Origin of the sequence: Rhodovulum sp. 12E13 (genome assembly GCF_003340565.1) — a bacterium.
Taxonomy (GTDB): Bacteria; Pseudomonadota; Alphaproteobacteria; order Rhodobacterales; family Rhodobacteraceae; genus HLUCCA09.
In genome coordinates this window covers 26,702-45,702 of record NZ_QPLK01000022.1, presented here as the reverse complement: position 1 = coordinate 45,702, position 19,001 = coordinate 26,702, and the positions used below count along the sequence as shown (strand labels likewise).

Sequence of the window (19,001 nt, the reverse complement as noted above, 5' to 3'; positions counted from 1 at the left end):
CGTACCTTCGATGACGCAACGGTGTTCCGGGTGGGGAGAGCCATCGAAAGGCAGGTGGGCACGTGGTTCGCGCCTGCGGACCGCTCCCGCTTCGGCAAAAGGCGCTCTTAGCGCCCTTCTTGGCTTCCACGGAAGGGCCGCAGCCCCGCGGCTCTCCCGACCGACACCTTGCTGATCCGACCGCCTGCAGGGGCGCGAGCCCTTGGCATCGTCGGTTCGATGATTCAAACTGGCCGTCAGCCGGAAATGCTGGACGGGGGTCGTCATGCCCACGGACAGGGCAGCCCTTGAGGGGGCTGCAAAGGTCGCACTTGAATGGCAGGCGGGTACCTATGAATGGTGCCCGTCGGAAGACCGGTTGGCCTGGTCGCCCGAACTTGTCCACCTTTATGGTCTCGAGGCGGCTCCGCAGAGCGAGCGGGATTTCACCGGCCTGATCCATCCCGACGACCGTGTGCGCGTCGAGGCCGAAACGTCGGCCTTTCTCGGGGCCGACGCCGCCGACTACAGTCACAGCTTCCGGATCGTCCGCCCGGACGGGGCGGTGCGCGTGATCCTCGACCGCGGCGCGATCGAGCGCGACCCGGCGGGCAACGTCCGCCGGATCCGCGGCCTCAATGTCGACGTCACCGACATGCTCGACGGCGGCGTCATCCTGGCCGACACGCTGGGGGGCACGCGGCCAGACGACGGTGCGGCGCAGCCGCACGGCCGCTGCGGCCAGCCCGTTGCGTCGACCGAACCTGGTTCAGCTGCCGGTCTGTCCGCGAAGGCGGCCATGCTGGAGTCGCTGTTCGAAGGCGCAGAGGTCGGGCTCGGGATCTGGGATGCCGATTTCCGCTTCGTCCACATCAATCCGGCGCTTGCGGCGATCAACGGCCTGCCGGTCGAAGCGCATCTCGGCCGGCGCCCCGACGAGATCCTGCCCGACCTTGCCGATTACGAAGCGCTCTACGAGGAGTGGCGCCGGGTGCTCGAGACCGGCAAGCCTTGGCGAGGCGTTCAGATCAGCGGCGAGACCCCGGCGGAGCCGGGCCGGATCCGGCACTGGGAGGAGGATTTCTTTTCCGTGCGGGTCGGCGGGCGCATCGCTGGGCTCGCCGCCGTGGTGCAGGAGACCACGCGGCGGGAGGCGGCCGAGGCACGCTCGCGCGCCAGCGAGGGCCGCTACCGGGCGCTGTTCGACGCGATCGACGAAGGCTTCTGCATCGTCGAGGTCTGCCTCGACGCCCCCGACGGGCTGATCGACTACCGGGTGGTCGAGGCGAACCCGGCCTTCTATGCGTGCACGGGCTTTCCCGAGGCGATCCTCGGCCGCTGGCTGCGCGAGGCCGCCCCCGACCTCGAGGAGCACTGGTACGAGATCTACGGGAGCGTCGCGCGGACGGGAGCGCCGCGCCGGTTCGAGGAGAAGTCCGAGACGCTCGGACGCTGGTTCGATGTCTACGCCTTCCCCATCGACGCCCCGGAGACGGGCCGTGTGGCGATCCTGTTCGATGACATCTCCGAGCGGAAGCGGCAGGAGGAGCGCTCCGAGATGCTCCTGCAGGAACTCAACCACCGCTCCAAGAACATGCTCGGCCTGATCCAGTCGATCGCCCGGCAGACCGCGGCGTCGGGGGCGGCCGACTTTACCACGCGCTTCGGCGACCGTCTGATGGCGCTGGGCGCCGCCCAGGACCTGCTCGTGCACAACGACTGGACGACTGTTCCGCTGGCCGATCTGGTGGCAGCCCAACTGGCGCACTTCTCAGATCTTTTCGGCACGCGCATCGAGATGGACGGCCCGCCCGTGACGGTGATGCCGGACGCCACGCAAACCCTCGGGATGGCCCTGCACGAACTTGCCACCAACGCCGCCAAGTACGGCGCCCTGTCGAATGCGGACGGCTGCATCTCGGTGCTTTGGCGCGTCGAGGCCGAGGTCGGCCACGAGCCCCGCTTCACGCTGAACTGGCAGGAACGGGGCGGACCGGCCATCGCGGAGCCCGCGGAACAGGGCTTCGGCTCAAAAGTGACGACCCGCATGGTGAAGACGGCTACCCGCGGGGAGGTCACTCTCGATTACGCGCCCGCGGGCCTGTCCTGGCGGCTCTCCTGCCCTGCCGGTGCCGTCCTCGACAGCTCGTCGGCCGCGCGGGCAACAACTCGGTCGGGGTCGGAATCCTAAACCAGCGCGGCGAGATGTCGAGCCAACCTGTCGGCCGGCATCGGCTTCTTGCAGACCGGCACCTGGGGAAAATCTTGCTCGAGCTCGCGCGGCAGGCCATGGCCGGTATGGAAGAGAAAGGGCACGTCCCGCCGCTGCAGGATACGCGCGACCGGAAACACGTCCTCGCTCCCCAGGTCGATATCGAGAACGGCGGCGTCGAAGCGCTCGGTCTCCACCGCGACCACCGCTTCGGCCAGATCGGGGACAGGGCCGTGGACGCGCGCACCGAAGGCTTCGAGGATCATCTCGATCTCCATCGCGATCAGCGCCTCGTCCTCGACGAGCAGGATTGTCTGTCCGTTCAGCACGCGGGCGTCCGCCTCGGTCATGACCTTCACTCCAAAACCACAGGGCTGACATAGCGCGGAACCGTGGCGTTGGTTCCTCTCCCGCCCGTCAGGCCGCCTCCTGTTGCGCAAGAGGCATGGACAACCGCACCACGAGTCCATCCGCGCGCCAGTCCCGCCGGATCCGCCCGCGCACCTGGGTCAGCGACGCATCGATCACACGCCCCCCGAACCCTGATCCTCCGGCATCGCATGGGGCGCGCGCCTCCGGCAGCGTCTCCTGCCATGCAAGCTCGAGCCCGGGCGCTTTCCCGGCATTCGACACCGACCATTCAACGGCGATGCGCCCGTGCGGTACCGACCAGGCGCCATGTTTCACCGCATTCGTGGCCAGTTCGTGCAGGACGAGGCCGAGCGGCGTCACGAGGCGGGGAGGAAGCGCGAGGTCGGGCCCGTCGGCCGTCATGCTCGAGTTCTCGCCGCGGTAGGGCTTCATCACGGCGTCGAGAATGTCACGCAGCGACACCGGGGCGAGCTGCTCGTCTGCCACGCCGACCAGATGAGCCGCTGCGAGGGCGTCGATCCGCGCGCGCAAAGCGGGCACGAACTCGGCAAGGTCGGCGGCCCCCTTCGCGCTGGTCAGGATCAACCCCTGGATCACGCCGAAGAGGTTCTTGACCCGGTGCCGGAGTTCCCGGTTCAACGGCCGCAGCTGCTCCTCGTATCGCCGGCGCTCGGTGATGTCGCGCAGCGTGCCGAGCATGGCCGTCGCGCGTCCGCCTTCGAACGTCGTCTGCCCCCGTCCCTCGACCCAGCGCATCTCTCCATCCTGCCTGCGGGTGATCCGCAGCTCGACCCGGTGAATACCCGGCCCCGCGGGGTCGAGCGCGGCCTGCAGGTCGGCCTCCCACGCGGCCCGGTCTTCGGGCTCGATCACGGCGCGGACATCGGCGAGCGAGATATTCTCCGCCTTGTCGAACCCGAAGATCTCGACAGTCAGCGGATCCCACACGACGCGGTTTTCCTCCGGGTAGAACTCGAAGGTTCCGACCCGCCCCGCGCTCATCGCGCGGCTGCGCCGCTCCTCGCTCTGCCGCAGCGCGCCCTCGGAGGCGGCCATGCGCGTGCGCGCTTCGATCTGCTCTGTGATGTCCGCCACGACCCCCGGAAAACGCACGGGCTTGCCGTCGAGGCTGTGAAAGCAGCGCCCGCGCGCAGTCACCCAGCGGTTTTCCCCCGACGCGTCACGGACGCGGTATTCCTCGTGATACGACTCGCCGGTCTCGAGAGCCCGAGAGATGGCCGCGGCGACACGGTCGCGATCGGCCTCGTGGATGCCGGCCAGGAACCGCGCGACCGGCAGACCGTCCTCCATGTCCTCGGGGGAACGCCGAAGAGGCGGGCGAAACGGGCATCGACCTTGATGCGATCGTCAGGCAGTCAGCCGCGCGAGATGCAGGCGCCTCTTGCGGCAGGCGGTATGACAGTCTCGGTCTCGGCCCCGTCCTGACGCGGGCAGTGTGCTCACGAAGATTTTTTTCGATGGAACGCATGGCGTCCGGGCGCCTTCCTCCGCGGGAAATCGAAGGGAGACGCCCGATGCCGAATTACGAGAACTTTCTGACTTTCGACTACTGGCAGTACGAGGTCGTCCGGCACGCCTTCAGCTTCACCGCCGCCGTGTTCGCCGCCTCGCTCGTCTATTTCGCGATGACGATGCACGAGGCGAGCGCGAAGTACCGCACCACCTTCGCGATCAGCGCGGTGGTCATGGTGTCGGCCACGATCGAGCTCGGCCTCCTCTACCTGATGTGGAACGCCGCCTTCGCCTATGACGCGGCGAGCATGACCTACAACCGCGTCGAGGGCGAAATCTTCGCCAACGGGTATCGCTACGCCAACTGGCTGATCGACGTACCGATGCTGCTGACGCAATTCCTCGTCGTGCTGCAGTTCGCGGGCAGCGAATTCCGTCGCCGCTGGATCACGCTGACGGCCGCGGGTGCGGCGATGATCCTGCTGGGCTATGCCGGGCAGTATTTCGAGCCGCAGGTCGCCGGCTTCGTCGAGGGCTCCGGCGCGGGCTTCTGGATCTGGGGCGGCCTGAGCTGGCTGGTATTCTTCTACCTGCTCTATGTCGCCAACGAGGCGGTGCAGACTGGCCGCGAGAGCCTCGTGGAAGAGGCGCGCGGGCTCATGAACGGCGCCTGGGCGCTGCTGGTCGTGACTTGGTTCCTTTACGGCTTCGCGTACATGGTGCCGGGCATCCCTGGGATCAATCAGTCGGGCGACTGGGTGGTTGTGCGTCAGCTGATCTACACGTTCGCTGACGTGACCTCGAAGACAGTGTTCGGCGTGCTGCTCGCGCAGGTGGCGATCCGGCAGAGCCGCGCCGAAGAGGCCGGCCGCGTCGGCACCGGCTACGGTCGCCACGCCGCGGCGGAGTGACCCCGCACGGCCGGCGCCCGCCCACGGGCGCCGGCCATCCCAGTCCCGCCCCCCTGTCCGCCCCAATCCCGAGGAGATTGTCGTTGCCGCGTGACACCAGTCCTTCCGACGATCCTGACCGTGCGTTGCGCGCCGTCGTCGCCGGCGGCGGCTTCGGCGGGATCGCCGCCGCGCTGCGCCTGCGCGCCCGCGGCTACGCCGTGCGCGTGATCGATCGGTGCCCCCGCCTCGGCGGCCGGGCGCAGGTCTTCGAGCGCGACGGGTTCCGGCACGACGCCGGCCCCACCGTGATCACCGCCCCGCATCTCTTCGCCGAGCTCTTCGCCCTCTTCGGCAAGCGGCTCGAAGACTATGTCACCCTCGTCCAGCCCGACCCGTGGTACCGCTTCCGGTTCCACGACGGCGAGACCTTCGACTACGGCACGACCGAGGACCGCACCGAGGCCGAGATCGCCCGCCTCGCGCCGGACAATGTCGCCGGCTACCGCCGGCTCGGCGCCTGGTCGAAGAAGATCTACGATGTCGGCTTCACGGGCCTGTCCGCGGCGCCCTTCCACGCCCCCGGCTTCATGGCGCGGCAGATCCCCGACCTCGTCCGCCTGCGCGCGCACGAAAGCGTCTGGAGCATGGTGGCCCGGCATGTCTCGGATGACCGGCTGCGCCGCGCCTTCTCGATCCAGCCGCTGCTGGTGGGCGGCAACCCCTTCGACACGACCGCCATCTACGGCATGATCAACCACCTCGAACGGCGCGACGGCGTCTGGTTTCCCATCGGCGGCACGGGCGCGCTGGTCGACGCGATGCACCGTCTGCTCGAGGAGGAGGGCGTCGCGGTCGAGCTCGGCCCAACCGTCGAGCGGATCACGGTGGAGTCGGGCCGCGCGACCGGTGTGGACCTCGACGACGGCCGGCATGTGCCGGCCGAGGTGGTCGTCTCCAACATGGATCCGATGCGCGTCTACCGCGAGATGCTGCCCGAGGGGGCGCCCTCGCCAGTCGCGCGGCTCCGAGGCCGGACGGCGCGCCTCTCGATGGGGCTCTACGTGCTCTATTTCGGCGCCCGGCGGCAATGGCCGGACGTGGCGCATCACACGGTCTGGTTCGGCGACCGCTATCGCGAGCTTCTGTCCGACATCTTCCACCGCCGGCACCTGGCGGACGACTTCTCGCTCTACGTCCACCGGCCCACGGCGACCGACCCCTCTTTCGCGCCGCCGGGCTGCGACAGCTTCTATGTCCTCTGCCCGGTCCCCAATCTCGCCGGCGGGCAGGACTGGTCGGTCGAGGGGCCGCGCCTGCGCAACCGGATCGTGGCCGCGCTCGACGCGACGATGCTGCCGGGCCTGCGGGAGTCCATCACGGCCGAGTTCGTGATGACGCCGGAGGATTTCCGCGACGACTACCTCTCCGTCGACGGGGCGGGGTTCTCGCTCTCGCCCTTCTTCTCCCAATCGGCTTGGTTCCGCTATCACAACCGGGGCGAGGGCGTGGCGGGGCTCTATTTCGTGGGCGCGGGCACCCATCCCGGGGCCGGTCTGCCCGGCGTCGTGTCGTCGGCGAAGGTGCTCGACAGCCTTGTTCCGGCGGTGGGCGTGGCGGCATGAGCCCGACCGAGGCGAAAGCGATCATGCACCGGCACGCCCGCAGCTTCGCGCCCGCATCCCGCGTCCTCGCCCGCAGCGATCGCGCGCGGGTGGCGCGGCTCTACGCGCTCTGCCGCACCGTGGACGACCTGGCCGACGAAGACGGCGGCCCGGCCGCGGCCGCGCGCCTCGTGTCGATCGAGCGCGGCGTCCGCCGGGCCCGCGGCGGAAACGCCGTCGCTGCCGCGGCCTGCGACCTGTTCGAGGGTCGCCCCGAGGGACGCGCCGCCTTCGCCGATCTCGTGGCGGGCGTGCGGGGCGATCTGGGTGCGGTCCGGATATACGACATGGCATCGCTCGAAGCCTACGCCCACGCCGTCGCCGGCACCGTCGGGATCATGGTCGCCGTGCTGTTCGACGTGCCGCGCGCATGGCACGGCCGCGCCGCGGATCTCGGCCGCGCGATGCAGCTGACCAATATCTGCCGCGACGTGGCCGAGGACGCCCGGGCCGACCGGCGCTATCTGCCCGCGACCCTGTGCGATCGGAGCCCCGGGGCGCTGGCCGCCCCGACCCCGGCGGCGCGTGCCGATGTGCGGGCCGCCGTCGGCACCCTTCTCGACCGGGCCGATGCGCTCTACGCCTCGGGTCGCGGCGGGCTGCCGGCGCTGCCGCCCCGCCTGCGCCTCGCCGTCGCCGTCTCGGCCGCGCTCTACCGCGGGATCGGCGGGGAGATCCGCGCCGCGGGCTGCGACCCGCTCGACGGCCGCGCGTGCGTTCCAGCGCCCCGAAAGGCGCGGCTGGCCCTCGGCGCCGCTGCCGGTCTCGTGACGCTGCCGGCGCCTCGACGTCGTTCGCTGCGGGGAAACGCCCGTGCCTGACGTCGACGTGGCGATCCTCGGCGGCGGCTGCGCCGGTCTCAGCGTCGCCGCGCGCCTTGCGGGGAGCGGCGTCTCGTTCAGGGTCGTCGAACCCCGCGCGCGTTACACCGACGACCGCGCGTGGTCGTTCTGGCGCACCGCGCCCGACCCGTTCGAGCCCTGCGTGCGCGCCAGCTGGTCGGGCTGGACGGTCGAGGGGCCGGGGGGAACCGTCGGCCGGGGCTCCGGCCGCACGCCGTACCAGACCGTGTCGGCGGGTGCCTTCTACGGACACGCCCAGGATCTGATCCACGATGCCCCCGGTGGCTCGATCACGCTCGGCACCGCCGCCGAGGGTGTCGTTCCAGCCAGCGGGGCTTTCCGCGTCGACACGTCCGATGGCAGCTTCACCGCCCGCCACGTCCTCGACGGCCGCCCTCCCGCGCGGCGGCCGCGCTATGGCCAGTTCTTCCTCGGCCGCGAGATCGCCACCGCCGAGCCGGTCTTCGACCCGCGCACGGTGCCGCTGATGCATTTCCGGCGCGGCTACAGTGCGGGCGTCGATTTCCTCTACATCCTGCCCTTCGCGCGGGATCGCGCGCTCGTCGAGGTGACATCCTTCGCACCGGCGCGGCCATCTGCAGAGACATTCGCCGCATGGCTCGCCGACGAGATCGCCGCGCTCGGCGTCGTCTCCCACGACGTGCTGAGGGAGGAGGCCGGCGCCCTCCCGATGGAGGTGGACTATGCCGAGACGCCCGTGGCCGGCACGACGCGGATCGGCCTCGGGGGCGGGGCCGCGCGGCCCTCCACCGGCTACGCTTTCCAGCGCATCCAGGCCCAGGCCGACGCGCTCGCCACCGCCCTGGTCGCCGGCGAGGCGCCGCGCCTGCCGGCCGAGCGCCCGATGACCCGGTTCATGGACCGGGTGTTCCTGCAGGTGCTCGCCACGGCGCCCGAGCGCGGGCCCGCGCTGTTCGAGAGCCTGTTCCGGAACGCGCCGCCGGAGCGGCTGGAGCGGTTCCTCTCGGGCTCGACGCGGGCGGCCGACCGGCTGTCGGTGATGGCGGCGCTGCCGCCGCTGCCGTTCCTGCGCGCCGCCGCGCGGCCGGAATGACGCGCGCCCGGGCCGCGCAGACCGGGATCTTCCTCGCCGGGCTCGCGCTCGTCGCGGCGCTCGACCGCGCGCTGGCGCCGGGGCTCTTGGGGCAGGCACTCATTCTCGCGCCCGCCGTGGCGGTTCTCGGCCTGCCGCACGGCGCGCTCGACCTGCCCATGGCCGAGGCGCTCTGGCCGCTCTCGACCCGCGCCGATCGGGCAAGGTTCTTCGCGGCCTATCTCGGCCTTGCCGCAGGCGTCGCCCTGCTGTGGTGGCTCGCGCCCGGCCCGGCCCTCGTGGCGTTCCTCGCCTATTCCGCACTGCACTTCGCCGGCGACTGGGAGGGCGACGGCCACCTTGCACAGGCCGCCGGCGGCGTGTCGGCCATCGGGGCGCCAGCGCTGACGCATACGGACGAGGTGACCGCAATCTTCGCGCTTCTCGCGCCAGATGCCGCGGATGCCATCGCGCAGGCGCTCGCGGCCTGCGGCGTCTCGGGGGGCATCCTCGTTCTTTCCTGCCTCGCGACGGCGGATCGACGGCGGCTTTCCACCGTGACCGAACACGTCGGGATCTGGATCGGCGCCGCCCTGCTGCCGCCGCTGCTCTATTTCGTCGCGTATTTCTGCCTTCTCCACTCGGTCCGGCACTTCATGCAGACCCTTGCCGCACTCCCAGATCGCCCTGGGGCCTTGCAAAAAGCCGGCACGATGACGGCAGTCACGCTGACGGGTGCCGCTGCGGCGTACGTCGCGCTGTTCGACGCGGACGGCGCCGCCGCTGACGCCGCGATCCTGCAAACGCTCTTCATCGGCCTCGCGGCCCTGACCGTGCCCCACATGCTTCTCGTGGAACGGTTCCGGAAGACCGGTCCGAGGATACCGGCAGAAGCCGAATGATACGAAGCCGAATAAATTGCCCCGGGCCTCGAAGCCGGTTGTCACGGTTCGAGGCAAACCCGGATGGACCACCAGCGGCCGCCCGTCGGTCGCCGCCGTCTGCCACGGCACCGCGATCCTGCTGAAGACCCGGCTGTCGACCGGGGAGCTGCTCGTCGTCGGCAAGACCTGAACCGGCTTCAAGAACGAGGAAGAGCGCGTGGCCGATGCGCATGTCGGCCGCAAGATCCAGCCCTTCCGGATCGAGGACGAGGCGCGCAAGCTCGACGACACCAAGTTCGTCACCCACGGCGCCTTCACGTCCTTCGCGGTCCGCGACTCGAACCTCGGTTCGGACCAGCAGCAGTTCTCCGGCGCCGCGGCGGCGGACCTTGTCGTGCAGGCACTGGGGCGGTGACCTCGGTAAGCCTGCAGTCACGTTACCGGGACGGGATCCCGGACCGTGCGGCGAGCCGAGGTGGGGAAGCGCTCAGTCGGCAGCATCGAGCAGCGGCTCGTAGCGGGCGTCGGTGAGCGTCTCGAGGAAGGCCACCAGCGCGTCGATGCGCTGGTCGTCGAGGGCGGGGCCCTGTTCCAGCTCCTCCAGCGAGATCGTCTGCGGCACCATCGGCGGGCCGAAGGGCGCCCCGGTCTCGGGGTTGATCTTCCGCGCCTCGGAGCGGGTGTTGTAGGTGTTGTAGAACAGCACGACGGTGCGCAGGTCCTCGAACACGCCGTTGTGCATGTAGGGGCCCGTGACCGCGACGTTGCGCAGGGTCGGCGTGCGGAACTTGTGCCGCTGGGCGGGGTCGTCGACGGCCGGGTTCCCGGCCAGCCCCTCGTCCACCGTGCCGAGGGGGACGCCGTTCATCTCGCGCAGGCGGCGATTCTCCGGCGTGCCGATGTTGTGGTAGCTGTAGTCGGTGAAGGTCTCGGCCGGGTCCATCTGACGGGTGCCGATCTGGTGGCACTCGGCGCAATTGGTGAATTGTGGCGAGAAGAACAGCAGGCGGCCGAGCTCCTCCTCGTCGGTCAGCTCCGCCTCGCCGCGCAGCCAGCGGTCGTATTTCGAGGAGAACGGCGCGAAGAGATCGGTGCGCTCGAAGGCGGCAATGGCGCGGGTCATGGCGTCGTAGGCGGCGCCCTCGTCGTCGAGCACGCCGTCGCCGTAGAGCGCGGGGAACGCCTCGACATAGACAGGGTCCTCGCGCAGGCGGGCGACGACGGCGGCTTCGTCGGCCATGCCCATCTCGACGGGGTTGAGCGGCGGGCCGCCGGCCTGCTTCTCCAGCGTGGCCGCGCGCCCGTCGAGGAACTGACCGCCCACCCATTCGCCGTCCGCGCCCCGGTGGAAGCGCGGCGTGAGCGCGGGATAGGTGGCCGTCGGGGCGTTGCGGTCGCCGAGCGAGACGCCGTCGTCGCCGGGCGAGGCCATGCCGCGCGGGTCGGCGAAGCCCGTGGCCGGGTCGTGGCAGGTGGCGCAGGACTGGGTGCGGTTGGCCGAGAGGTTCACGTCGAAGAACAGGCGCTCGCCGAGCGCCTCTTCGGTGGCGGGGATTTCCGCCTCGTGGCCCGCGCCCTGCGGGGGCCAGAGCGCGGCCGCGGCGGTGGCGAGCGCGGCGACAGCGAGCGTGAGGGGCATCCGGGACATGGGGGGCCTCCTTTTCCGATGATTTCACTCAGGCTTGCCGGCGCGGGCCATGACATGGATCAAGCCGGCTCGCACGCGCCCGCCTTGCGCATTCCGTCGCAGGCCGGACGAGAGCGGTTGCTTATCCGACTTATTCTGTCAGGTTAGGCCGTGCCCCAGCCCGGACCCTCGTCCCGCCCGGCCCGAACCAAAGAATTCCAGAGGTTCGAAGCGGCCTGCGCGCGGGCAAGACGGCCGGGCGCGCCGCCGCTTCGGACACGACCGGAGGAGCGCCATGGGACATCCCCGCCCGATCCGCAGACCCGATGCCATCGTGCCCCCGGAGCCACGCGCCGCGCGGCGGCCGCCCGGGGCAGCGCCCCGCGTCGGGACGCGGCCATGAGCGGGGCCCATCCCTGCGGCACCGACCGCGGCACATCGGTCGCCGATCTGGGCTACACCGCCGAGCAACGGCACGTGCTGACCATCGCGCGCCACTACTTCTCCAGCTTCGCCCAGCCCGAGCGGCAGGGGTGGCTCTCGGCGATCTCTTGCGCTCTGCACCTTTTCGGCCACGACCGCGGCCCCGAAATCGCCGTCGCGACGCTCGCCATGGTCCAGACGATGCGGCGCACCCGGCAGTCGACCTTCCGCTTCAATGCGCCGGACTGTCCGGCCTGCGCGGCCCATGTCACGCCGCAGGAGCGGGCGATGATGAGCGCCCTGCGCGCCGCCGCGCAGGGGCGAGAGGAGGCCGCACGCGCGCACGCGGCGATCCTCTGCGAGGGCAACGACGCGGCGGGCTTCCTGCGCGCCGTGCAGTGCCTTGCCGACCGTGCCCTGACCCGTCCGGCCGGGCCGGCGCCCCGGGACCAGACACGGGGTCCGGCCGTGACGGCCGGGCCCCGGTAGGGATGTCCGCGCCGGCGCGCTGGCGGGGTCGGCTGCCGAGGATCGGCCGGCGCGGGCATGCCGGGGGACGCCGCGGGCCGGGCCACTGGCTCGCGGCCCTCCGGCGCCGGGTCTGGCCCGACCTCGCCGATCTCGACCGGTGGAGCGACAAGCACGATCCCTTTCCATGAGGTGGGCGGCAGGCCGGTCGCAGAGCGGCGCGAGCCGCCCTGCGCGCCAGGGCTATCAGCCCGTGAGGCCCATCTCGGCCGCTTCGGCCCAGATCTCGTCGAAGGCGGCGGCAGCCCGTCCGCGCTGGCGGACCTCCTGCGCTGCGTCGAGGTTGTCCATCATGCCGTCGCCACGCACGACGATCAGTCCGACCATTCCGGTCGAGTAATGCGGCGTGCACTGGTAGCCGTAGAACCCCGGCACCTCGAGGGTCACCGACACTTCCTCGTTGATGCGACCGTCCCACGCTTCGGCGCCCGCGGGGATCATGCCGTCGAGGGAAGCGCTGTTGTGGCCGCGATCCGTCGCAAGGAAGGTCACGGTGTCGCCCGGTTCCACCGCCAGGACGCGCGGCAGGAAGACCATGCGTTGCCGCGGGTTGTCGGGATGGACGTTCAGCATCTGCACTTCGTGCGCGGTCGCGGCCCGCGAGAGGCGCGGCGCTGCGAAAGGTGTGAGGGCAGCCGCACCGGCCAGGACGAGGGTTCTGCGGCGGGACAATCGCACGGTCATCGGTCTTCTCCTGTTGGAACTTCGCGAGATTTCTCGAACGGGCTGGCCCGTCTCCCGACAGGAGAGCGCTGGCTGGCGGCGCTGAACAATGCCGCTCGGGCGGCTAAAGTCTATATAAAGACTCGGATACTGTCAGAATGACGCATCATCGGAACCCGCGCAGGATGGGCGTTACGGTCCCCTTTGGCCTTCGTGCCGGAACGGCCCTGAGCATGCCCTCATCCGGGCGCGGCGCAATGGGGCAGGACGAAGGGCGCGGGGCCGGCCGGCGCGGCCGAGACGCGCAGGCGGCAGCCGTAGACCTCCGAGAGGATCGCGTCGGTCATCACCTCGGCGGGCGGGCCGAAGGCGCGCAGGCAGCCCTGCTGCATGACCGCGATCCGGTCGGCGTGCAGGGCCGTGAGGTTCAGATCGTGCATCACCGCGACCACGCCGCCGCCCCGGCGGGCGTAGGACGCAACGATCTCCATCACCTCGAGCTGGTGGGCGATGTCGAGGCTGGAGACCGGCTCGTCGAGCAGGAGCCATCGGGGCCCGCCGTCGTCCACCGGCTGCCAGACCTGCACCAGCACGCGCGCGAGATGGGCGCGTTGCTGCTCGCCGCCCGACAGCTCCTGGAAGAAACGGCCCTCGTAGCCCGCGAGGCCGACCTCGGCCAGAGCGCGCGAGGGCAGCGCCGCGTCGTCGCCATGCGCGCCCGTCATCAGCCCCATCCGCACCACCTCGACCACAGTGAAGGGGAAGGCGAGCGTGGTCGCCTGGGGCAGCACGGCGCGGCGTGCGGCGAGCTCCCAGCCCTTGGCGGCGCGGATGTCCCGCCCGCCGATCTCTACCCGGCCGGCGTAGTCCACCTCGCCCGTGAGCGCGCGCATCAGCGTCGTCTTGCCCGAGCCGTTGGGGCCGACGATCGCCGTCACCTCGCCGGGGCGGGCGGCGAAGTCGACGCCGTGCAGCACCGCCTTGCGCCCCAGCCGCACGCGGATGCCGATCGCGGCGATCACAGGTCCACCATCCCGCGCCGGCGCAAGAGGATCCACAGGAAGACCGGCGCACCGAGGACGGCGGTGACGATGCCGATGGGCAGCTCGGCCGGCGCGATGATCACCCGCGCGATGACGTCGGCCAGCAGCAGGAGCGCGGCGCCCAGCAGCGCAGAGTTGAGCAGCAGGTGCGTGTGGTCGGGGCCGGTGGCGAGGCGCAACATATGCGGCACGACGATGCCGACGAAGCCGATCCCCCCCGAGACGGCGACGGCCGCGCCGGTCGCGGCGGCGACGGTGAGGATCGCGCCGTTCTTCAGCCGCTGCACGTCGATGCCGAGGTGATGCGCCGTCGCCTCGCCCATGGCGAGCCCGTTGAGCCCGCGCCCGAGCAGGAGCGACGCGCCCACGGCCAGCAGGATCATCGGCCCGGCCACCGCCACCTTGGCCCAGCTCGCCCCGGCGAGCGAGCCGAGGCCCCAGAACGTCAGGTCGCGCAGCTGCCGGTCGTCGGCCATATAGACGAGGATGCCCGAGACCGCCCCCGCCAGCGCCCCGAGCGCGATGCCGGCCAGCAGCATCGTGGCGACGGAGGTGCGCCCGCGCCGGGTGGAGACGCGGTAGAGCACGAGGACCGACGCCCAGCCGCCGAGGAAGGCCGCCACCGGCACCGCCCAGGTGCCGACGCTCGCGATCACCGCGGCGGGCAGGAGGCCGCCGAGCACGATGGCCGTGATCGCCCCGAGGCCCGCCCCAGCGCTGACGCCGACAAGGCCGGGATCGGCCAGCGGGTTGCGGAAGAGGCCCTGCATGACCGCCCCCGAGACCGCGAGCGCGGCGCCCACGAGGATACCGAGGGCGAGGCGCGGCATGCGGATGTCCCACAGCACGACGCGCTCCATCTGGCTCAGCTCGCCCCCCGTGGCGAGCGTGGCGAGCGCGCCCCGGAGCGAGGTGCCCGAGGCGCCGATGGCGAGGCTCGCCACCGAGACGACGGCGAGGAAGACGGCCAGCCCCACCGTCGCCCGGCGGGCGCGCGGGCGGCGGTCGGCCAGGGGCGCGGCGAGGGTCGCATCAGCCGCCATGCAGCGCCTCCGAGAGCGCCCTGACGGCCTCGGCCGTGCGGGGGCCGAAGCCGAGAAGCGTCAACCCGTCCATGCGCACGACGGCGCGGGCCTCGGCGGCGGGCGTCGTGGCGATGGCGGGCATGGCGAAGAGCTCGGCGTCAGACGAGGCGTGATCGCTCCCCCGGTCCATCATCAGGATCACGTCGGGCGCGGCGGCGGCGACGGCCTCGTCTGTCATCTGCTTGTAGCCCTCGAAGGCCGAGACCGCGTTCACCCCGCCGGCCATCCCGATGATGCCGTCCGCCGCGGTGCCCGTGCCCGAGGCCATGATGCGCCCGCCCTGGGTGGAGAGCACGAACAGCACCCGCTTCGGCGCCCCCGGCGCCGCTTCGGCCGCCGCCAGGGCCGCGTCGAGTTCGGCGCCGACCTCCTCGGCCAACCCCTCGGCCTTGTCCGGCACGCCGATCGCCTCGCCCACGGCGCGGATGCGGGCGAGCACGCCGGTCGCGTCGGTCGCGTCGGGCACCGTCACGATGGGGATGGCGGCGGCCTGCAGCAGCTCCACCGTCTCGGGCGGGCCGGCGCCCTCCTCGGCCACGATCAGCTCGGGCGCGACCGAGAGGACGCCCTCGGCCGAGAGCGCGCGCATGTAGCCCACGTCGGGCAGCGCCTCGGCCGCGGGCGGCCAGGTGGAGGTGGCGTCGCGCGCCACGAGGCGATCCTCCTCGCCGAGGGCGTAGACGATCTCGGTGACGGCGCCGCCGACCGACAGGATGCGGCTCGCCCGCTCCGCCTCCGCCGCGGCGGCGGGCGGGGCGAGGGCGAGGGCGGCGGCGAGCAGCAGGGGCAGGCGGAACGGCAGGGTCATCTCTGAGGCATCTCCAATGGGGCGCCCTCGGGCCGTGCGCAGGCCGAGGCGAGGGCGGGCAGGCAAAGGGTGGCGGCGAGGCCGCCGGCGAGGCCCGCGGCGAGGCCGATCAGGGCGGCCCGGCGCAGGGCCTTACGGAGCGGGCGCATCCTCCGCGTTCTCCAGCCGCTCCACGATCCGGGCCCAGGCGGGGCGGCTGTCGCGCCCCTCCTTCGGAATGGCGAAGCATTGCAGGATCAGCCGGCCCTCCCCGTCGAACGCCTCGACCGAGACGGCCGGGCCCCGCTGGGTGGGCTTCTCCACGGCCCAGACCTCGGCGAGATGGTCGCGCCGCAGGTGCAGGTTGAAATCGGGGTCCATCACGTTCTGCCACGGGCCCATGGGCGTCAGCGTGCCGATGCCCCCCGAATGGATCTGGATGCAGCCGCGATTGCCGACGAAGAGCATGATCTCGACCCCGTCGTCCCGCACCGCGTGCAGCGCCGCGTCCACCGCGCCCGGCGCGAGCCGCCGCACGAAGGGGGCGCCGGCGATGCGGTAGGCGCCGAGGCGGTTCATCTTCAGCTTGGAGACCATGCGCAGGAACTGGTGGGTGTCGGTCATCTTCCGCCACTCCGCTCGGAGTTCCTCCGCCCGGTCGGGGCGGGACTTCGCGGCCTCCGGCGCCTCGCGCGGCGCGACCCGCGCAGCCTGCGACCGGTCGTCCAGAGCGAGCTCGGCCTTCGCCCGGTCCCACGCGGCGGTGTCGAACCCCTCGCGCAGGATCACCTTGTGCACCGCGTCGCCGGCCGCGTCGAACACCTGCAGCGAGCGCCGCGTGCCGCCGTCTCCCTCCACCTCGACGAGGAAGGCATGACGCCAGTGGGACGGGAAGATGCGCAAATCGACGGCCTCGGTCAGCACCATCGCGGCGTGCTGTCCGGGGTGGTAGTTGCCGTAGCGCCCGATCTTCTCATGCACCGCCGAGGGGTTGCGCGTCAGCGCCATCACCTCGCCCATCGCCTCGGCCGCCGGCATCAGCCGGTCGGGATGCGCCTCCACCCGCAACGCCCGGCGGGGGCCGTCCACCCCGACATGCGCGGCGACGAGCTCGGCCTCGGAAATCCCGAGGTTTTCGGCAAGGTCGCGGTCGCGGAGTTTCGGCGCCTCGGCTCTCCGGGCGCGGATGTCGTCGGGGGTCAGCTCTGCCGTCTCGGCCATTGGCGCGCTCCTTCCCTGTCGGTGCTGTCGGGGTGGGCTGGGCTGCGGGTCACGCGCCTGGCATCGGGGCGAACCCCCGATTTGTTGTTGACAGTTTTAGTCTGGCTTCTTACCCGTCTCAACCCGAAAGCGCGAACTTTCGACGAAATCAGACAAGACCTGCGCAAGCGCGAGCCCTTTCGCCAGCCTGGATGCGCACCAGCCATGTGAAGGGGACCTCATGCCGTCTGTCCGACGCGGCGCGCTCCTGCGCGCCTCCACCGCCCTTGCGTTCATCGCCGCTCCCGCCGCCCACGCGCAGGAGGGCGACTTCATCGGCACCATCACGCTCGGCGAGAGCAAGCGCGAGGTGCAGACCCAGACCGCCACGCCGCTGACGGTCATCGACCAACGCGAGATCGACGACCGGCAGGCGGGCACCATCGCCGAGCTGATCGATTCTGTGCCCGGTGTGGCGCTGGTGAACGGCTCCACCCCCTCGGGCTCGGGCATCAACATCCGCGGCTTCGGTGCCAACGGCACCTTCGGCACCGACCAGAAGGTGAAGATCCTCGTCGACGGAGCGACGGTGGGCGCCGAGGAGATCTACCGCGTCGGCACGCAGCTCTTCACCGATCCGTCGCTCTACCGCGAAGTGGAGGTGATCCGCGGCACGGTGGGCTCGTTCGAATACGGCACCGGCATCGTCGGCGGCGTGGTTCGGCTGGAAACGAAGGACGCGGCCGACTTCACCGGCGGCGCGCCCGGCCTCGCCTTCGACCAGACGCTCGACGTCTGGTCGAACGGGGGTGGCTTCGCGTCGTCCTCCATCCTCGCGTGGCAGCCGACCGAGCGGGCCGAGTTCCTGCTGAACTACTCCTGGCGCGAGCAGGACACGCAGGAGGACGGCGCCGGAAACGAGATCGGCAACTCGGCCTACGCGCTGCCCTCGTGGCTGGCCAAGGGCCGGCTGACCTTCGGCGACGACGACGCGCACACGCTGTCGTTTTCCTACAGCGAGACCACGAGCGCCGAGCGGGATGTGCCCTATGACACCTTTGTCGTCACCGGCGACGTGTTCGGCAACGTCGACCGGGACATCGTCTCCCAGACCGCCACGCTTTCCTACGGCTACAACCCGGCCGGCAACGACCTGATCGACCTCGACGTGACGCTCTCCTACGCCAACCAGGAGATCGAGCAGGAATACGTGCCCGGCTCGTCCACCTGCGCGGGCGGGCCGCCCTTCCCCTGCGGCTTTCCTTTCCCGCCGGGCGGCTTTCCGACCGTCAATGCCGACCTGCAGTTCGAGACGACAAAGCTGACGGCGAAGAACACCGCCTTCTTCACCACCGGCGCGGTCAGCCACGAACTGCGCGCGGGCGTCGAGCTGATCCGGCGCGAGCGGCTCGATGCGGCGAGCGCGCCGGGCGGCACCGACGACCGCGTCGCCGTCTTCGCCGTCAACGAGATGAGCGTCGGGCCGAACCTGACGATCACGCCCGCGCTGCGCTACGAAACCTCCTCGATCGAGGCCGAGCTGAACGACGGCTCGCGGGTCACCTACGACAACGACGCGCTCGTGGGCGGGGTGTCGGCGCGCTACGCCTTCGACAGCGGGGTCTCGGTGTTCGCCAGCGGCGCCTATACCGAGAACCTGCCGATCCTCGACGATCTCGAAACCCCCGAACTGATGGAGCAGCCCGAGAAGGCGCGCACGTGGGAGGCCGGCGTCGCCTACGATGCGCTCGACGTGTTCGGCAAGGGCGACGCGCTCGCGCTCAAGGCGACCGCCTACGACACGTTCCTGTGGGACGTCACCTCCTATCAGGGCCTCGGCACGCCCGACGTCACCGAGGTCGACCTGCAGGGGCTGGAGCTCGAAGCCTCCTACGCCATGGCGTCGGGCCTCTATCTCGATCTCAATGCCAATCTCGTCAGCGGCGAGGAGACGCTGTCCGACGGCTCGACGGGCGAGTGGCGCAACGCACCGGCCGACACCGCGCGCCTGACCCTGGGCAAGCGCTTCGGCGACGAGCTCGACCTCAGCTGGGAGGTGGCGGCAGCCCGTGGCGAAACCTTCGAGGGCGCGCGCACGCCCGGCTACGCGGTTCACAACCTTCGTGCCACCTGGGCTCCGCAGGGGGGCTGGCTCGAAGGCGCCGAGCTGCGCCTCGGCATCGAGAACGCGGGCGACCGCGAGTACACCCCCTACCTCGCCACCCGCCCTGCGCCGGGGCGGAACGTCAAGCTCACCCTCTCCAAGACGTTCTGA

18 protein-coding genes are annotated in these 19,001 nt (G+C 71.2%); 10 read left to right on the top strand and 8 right to left on the bottom strand.

The window, feature by feature from the left end:
- Positions 1-265: 265 nt before the first annotated feature.
- Entirely contained in the window at positions 266-2,170 is a 1,905-nt protein-coding gene (locus tag DLJ49_RS16660) for a PAS domain-containing protein (RefSeq protein ID WP_115394681.1), read from the top strand.
- On the opposite strand, the gene DLJ49_RS16655 is transcribed toward DLJ49_RS16660, so the two are convergent.
- Positions 2,167-2,541: a response regulator gene (locus DLJ49_RS16655; protein ID WP_158547495.1), complete on the bottom strand. Its 375-nt coding sequence runs from the start codon at positions 2,539-2,541 to the stop codon at positions 2,167-2,169. The genes DLJ49_RS16660 and DLJ49_RS16655 overlap by 4 nt on opposite strands.
- 67 nt (positions 2,542-2,608) lie before the next feature.
- Positions 2,609-3,874: a PAS domain-containing protein gene (locus DLJ49_RS16650; protein ID WP_115394679.1), complete on the bottom strand. Its 1,266-nt coding sequence runs from the start codon at positions 3,872-3,874 to the stop codon at positions 2,609-2,611.
- A 224-nt stretch (positions 3,875-4,098) separates the two neighbouring features.
- Here DLJ49_RS16650 and DLJ49_RS16645 point away from each other — a divergent pair, with 224 nt between their 5' ends.
- The 7 genes from DLJ49_RS16645 (at position 4,099) to DLJ49_RS16620 (ending at position 9,785) form a co-directional block, all read left to right on the top strand.
- Positions 4,099-4,947, top strand: coding sequence for a bacteriorhodopsin (locus DLJ49_RS16645; protein WP_158547494.1), 849 nt, complete (start codon positions 4,099-4,101; stop codon positions 4,945-4,947).
- Positions 4,948-5,030: 83 nt separating this feature from the next.
- A complete protein-coding gene (gene crtI, locus DLJ49_RS16640) occupies positions 5,031-6,551 on the top strand; it encodes a phytoene desaturase family protein (protein WP_233489158.1) in 1,521 nt (506 codons plus the stop codon).
- Positions 6,548-7,411: a phytoene/squalene synthase family protein gene (locus tag DLJ49_RS16635; protein ID WP_115394676.1), complete on the top strand. Its 864-nt coding sequence runs from the start codon at positions 6,548-6,550 to the stop codon at positions 7,409-7,411. The genes crtI and DLJ49_RS16635 overlap by 4 nt, the downstream gene beginning before the upstream one ends.
- On the top strand, positions 7,404-8,507 hold the full coding sequence (locus DLJ49_RS16630; protein ID WP_115394675.1) for a lycopene cyclase family protein: 1,104 nt from the start codon (positions 7,404-7,406) through the stop codon (positions 8,505-8,507). Before DLJ49_RS16635 ends, DLJ49_RS16630 begins: the two co-directional genes overlap by 8 nt.
- Positions 8,504-9,388 (top strand): Brp/Blh family beta-carotene 15,15'-dioxygenase, encoded by an 885-nt coding sequence (locus DLJ49_RS16625; RefSeq protein WP_115394674.1) that lies wholly within the window; start codon positions 8,504-8,506, stop codon positions 9,386-9,388. Before DLJ49_RS16630 ends, DLJ49_RS16625 begins: the two co-directional genes overlap by 4 nt.
- A gap of 16 nt (positions 9,389-9,404) precedes the next feature.
- The gene (locus DLJ49_RS21850) at positions 9,405-9,560 is read left to right on the top strand and encodes a hypothetical protein (protein WP_158547493.1); all 156 of its coding nucleotides are present in this window, start codon (positions 9,405-9,407) and stop codon (positions 9,558-9,560) included.
- Between the two features lie 27 nt (positions 9,561-9,587).
- A complete protein-coding gene (locus DLJ49_RS16620) occupies positions 9,588-9,785 on the top strand; it encodes a type 1 glutamine amidotransferase family protein (protein WP_115394673.1) in 198 nt (65 codons plus the stop codon).
- 72 nt (positions 9,786-9,857) lie between these two features.
- Here the strand turns inward: DLJ49_RS16620 and DLJ49_RS16615 are convergent, their stop codons facing one another.
- Positions 9,858-11,018, bottom strand: coding sequence for a cytochrome-c peroxidase (locus DLJ49_RS16615; protein WP_233489155.1), 1,161 nt, complete (start codon positions 11,016-11,018; stop codon positions 9,858-9,860).
- Between the two features lie 378 nt (positions 11,019-11,396).
- Between DLJ49_RS16615 and DLJ49_RS16610 the strand changes: the two genes are divergently transcribed.
- Complete coding sequence (locus DLJ49_RS16610) at positions 11,397-11,909, top strand: hypothetical protein (protein ID WP_199533400.1); 513 nt, start codon at positions 11,397-11,399, stop codon at positions 11,907-11,909.
- 225 nt (positions 11,910-12,134) lie between these two features.
- On the opposite strand, the gene DLJ49_RS16605 is transcribed toward DLJ49_RS16610, so the two are convergent.
- From DLJ49_RS16605 to DLJ49_RS16585, 5 genes are all read right to left on the bottom strand, one after another.
- Positions 12,135-12,632 carry a pseudoazurin gene (locus DLJ49_RS16605; protein ID WP_115394672.1) on the bottom strand — a complete coding sequence of 166 codons (498 nt, stop codon included), beginning with the start codon at positions 12,630-12,632 and terminating at the stop codon, positions 12,135-12,137.
- A 218-nt stretch (positions 12,633-12,850) separates the two neighbouring features.
- Positions 12,851-13,633 carry a heme ABC transporter ATP-binding protein gene (locus DLJ49_RS16600; RefSeq protein WP_115394671.1) on the bottom strand — a complete coding sequence of 261 codons (783 nt, stop codon included), beginning with the start codon at positions 13,631-13,633 and terminating at the stop codon, positions 12,851-12,853.
- On the bottom strand, positions 13,630-14,697 hold the full coding sequence (locus DLJ49_RS16595) for a FecCD family ABC transporter permease (RefSeq protein WP_115394670.1): 1,068 nt from the start codon (positions 14,695-14,697) through the stop codon (positions 13,630-13,632). The genes DLJ49_RS16600 and DLJ49_RS16595 overlap by 4 nt, the downstream gene beginning before the upstream one ends.
- On the bottom strand, positions 14,687-15,547 hold the full coding sequence (locus DLJ49_RS16590) for a heme/hemin ABC transporter substrate-binding protein (RefSeq protein WP_115394669.1): 861 nt from the start codon (positions 15,545-15,547) through the stop codon (positions 14,687-14,689). Before DLJ49_RS16590 ends, DLJ49_RS16595 begins: the two co-directional genes overlap by 11 nt.
- A 132-nt stretch (positions 15,548-15,679) precedes the next feature.
- Positions 15,680-16,747 carry a hemin-degrading factor gene (locus DLJ49_RS16585; RefSeq protein WP_115394668.1) on the bottom strand — a complete coding sequence of 356 codons (1,068 nt, stop codon included), beginning with the start codon at positions 16,745-16,747 and terminating at the stop codon, positions 15,680-15,682.
- Between the two features lie 220 nt (positions 16,748-16,967).
- On the opposite strand from DLJ49_RS16585, the gene DLJ49_RS16580 reads away from it, so the two are divergent.
- Positions 16,968-19,001 (top strand): TonB-dependent receptor domain-containing protein, encoded by a 2,034-nt coding sequence (locus DLJ49_RS16580; protein ID WP_115394667.1) that lies wholly within the window; start codon positions 16,968-16,970, stop codon positions 18,999-19,001.

Coding starts and splice junctions, on each gene's coding strand:
- DLJ49_RS16660 (WP_115394681.1), top strand. CDS start 266: ATGCCCACGGACAGGGCAGCCCTTGAGGGGGCTGCAAAGGTCGCACTT.
- DLJ49_RS16655 (WP_158547495.1), bottom strand. CDS start 2,541: ATGACCGAGGCGGACGCCCGCGTGCTGAACGGACAGACAATCCTGCTC.
- DLJ49_RS16650 (WP_115394679.1), bottom strand. CDS start 3,874: ATGGAGGACGGTCTGCCGGTCGCGCGGTTCCTGGCCGGCATCCACGAG.
- DLJ49_RS16645 (WP_158547494.1), top strand. CDS start 4,099: ATGCCGAATTACGAGAACTTTCTGACTTTCGACTACTGGCAGTACGAG.
- DLJ49_RS16635 (WP_115394676.1), top strand. CDS start 6,548: ATGAGCCCGACCGAGGCGAAAGCGATCATGCACCGGCACGCCCGCAGC.
- DLJ49_RS16625 (WP_115394674.1), top strand. CDS start 8,504: ATGACGCGCGCCCGGGCCGCGCAGACCGGGATCTTCCTCGCCGGGCTC.
- DLJ49_RS16615 (WP_233489155.1), bottom strand. CDS start 11,018: ATGTCCCGGATGCCCCTCACGCTCGCTGTCGCCGCGCTCGCCACCGCC.
- DLJ49_RS16610 (WP_199533400.1), top strand. CDS start 11,397: ATGAGCGGGGCCCATCCCTGCGGCACCGACCGCGGCACATCGGTCGCC.
- DLJ49_RS16605 (WP_115394672.1), bottom strand. CDS start 12,632: ATGACCGTGCGATTGTCCCGCCGCAGAACCCTCGTCCTGGCCGGTGCG.
- DLJ49_RS16595 (WP_115394670.1), bottom strand. CDS start 14,697: ATGGCGGCTGATGCGACCCTCGCCGCGCCCCTGGCCGACCGCCGCCCG.
- DLJ49_RS16590 (WP_115394669.1), bottom strand. CDS start 15,547: ATGACCCTGCCGTTCCGCCTGCCCCTGCTGCTCGCCGCCGCCCTCGCC.
- DLJ49_RS16585 (WP_115394668.1), bottom strand. CDS start 16,747: ATGGCCGAGACGGCAGAGCTGACCCCCGACGACATCCGCGCCCGGAGA.
- DLJ49_RS16580 (WP_115394667.1), top strand. CDS start 16,968: ATGCCGTCTGTCCGACGCGGCGCGCTCCTGCGCGCCTCCACCGCCCTT.